Source organism: Falsihalocynthiibacter sp. S25ZX9 (genome assembly GCF_041205405.1).
Classification (GTDB): Bacteria; Pseudomonadota; Alphaproteobacteria; order Rhodobacterales; family Rhodobacteraceae; genus Falsihalocynthiibacter; species Falsihalocynthiibacter arcticus.
This window is the reverse complement of sequence record NZ_JBGFCD010000058.1, coordinates 1-1,205: the sequence shown is the minus strand read 5'-3', so window position 1 is coordinate 1,205 and position 1,205 is coordinate 1. Positions and strand designations below refer to the sequence as shown.

Annotated in this window: 1 protein-coding gene; it reads left to right on the top strand. The window is 52.9% G+C overall.

Features of this window, described 5'->3' with window-relative positions; genetic code table 11:
• Positions 1 to 42: 42 nt before the first annotated feature.
• Positions 43 to 1,172 (top strand): IS3 family transposase gene (locus AB9F29_RS21230; RefSeq protein ID WP_369757168.1). Its coding sequence is split into 2 segments (ribosomal slippage): positions 43 to 277 and positions 277 to 1,172, totalling 1,131 coding nucleotides; the frame shifts between segments, so codons are not numbered across the junction.
• Positions 1,173 to 1,205 lie beyond the last annotated feature (33 nt).

Below are 1,205 nucleotides of genomic sequence, written 5' to 3'. Positions count from 1 at the left end.
CCGCTCCTTTGATAGCATTTACTGCAACAAAGGAGACTGAGCATGGGACTGAAACGAACAGACGAATTTAGGGAAGATGCGGTGCGGATCGCACTGACCAGTGGGCTTACCCGCAAGCAAGTGGCTGATGATCTTGGTGTCGGTATGTCGACGCTGAACAAATGGATCACAGCGTACCGAGACACGGATGTGGTGTCGAAGGAGGATTTGGGACTGGCTCAGGAGAATGACCGGCTTCGACGTGAGAACCGTATTCTCAAGGAGGAAAGGGACATCCTAAAAAAGGCCACGGTGTTCTTCGCGAGCCAAAAGCCGTGAGGTTTAGGTTCATCGAAGAACACCAATCTGCATTTTCCATTGGACGTATGTGCCATGTCATGAATGTCAGCGCACGCGGCTTACGGGCGTTCCGTAACCGTCCAGCCAGTCGCAGGCAGCGGTCTGATATGGTCACGTTGGCCCACATCAAAGAACAATCCCGTCTCAGTCTTGGCAGCTATGGCAGGCCGCGCATGACTGAAGAACTGAAAGAAGTTGGTTTGGACATCGGGCATCGCCGCGTCGGCCGTTTGATGCGCCAGAACGGCATATCAGTGATCAGAACGCGGAAACACAAGGCAACGACGGACAGCAATCATAAGTTCAACATCGCGCCTAACTTACTGGATCGGAACTTTGTCGCTGAGCAACCAAACCAGAAGTGGGCAGCTGACATCACCTATATTTGGACGCGAGAAGGCTGGCTCTATCTTGCTGTGATCTTGGATCTGCATTCGCGCCGAGTGGTCGGTTGGGCTGTTAGTAACCGAATGAAACGCGATCTGGCCATCCGGGCATTGAACATGGCAATAGCCTTTCGGGCACCACCCAAGGGCTGTATCCATCACACGGACCGGGGCAGCCAATATTGTTCCCACGATTACCAGAAGATTCTGCGCCTGCATGGCTTCAAGGTATCGATGAGTGGCAAAGGGAATTGCTATGATAATGCGGCAGTGGAAACGTTCTTCAAAACCATCAAAGCTGAACTGATCTGGCGCGACACTTGGGAAACCCGCAGGCAGGCTGAGATGGCGATTTTTGAATACATCAATGGGTTCTACAATCCGCGACGGCGCCATTCAGCACTGGGATGGAAAAGTCCCGTCGCTTTCGAACGGAAAGTGGCTTAAACGAGCACTTGGGGCGGCACTAAAGCGCGACAG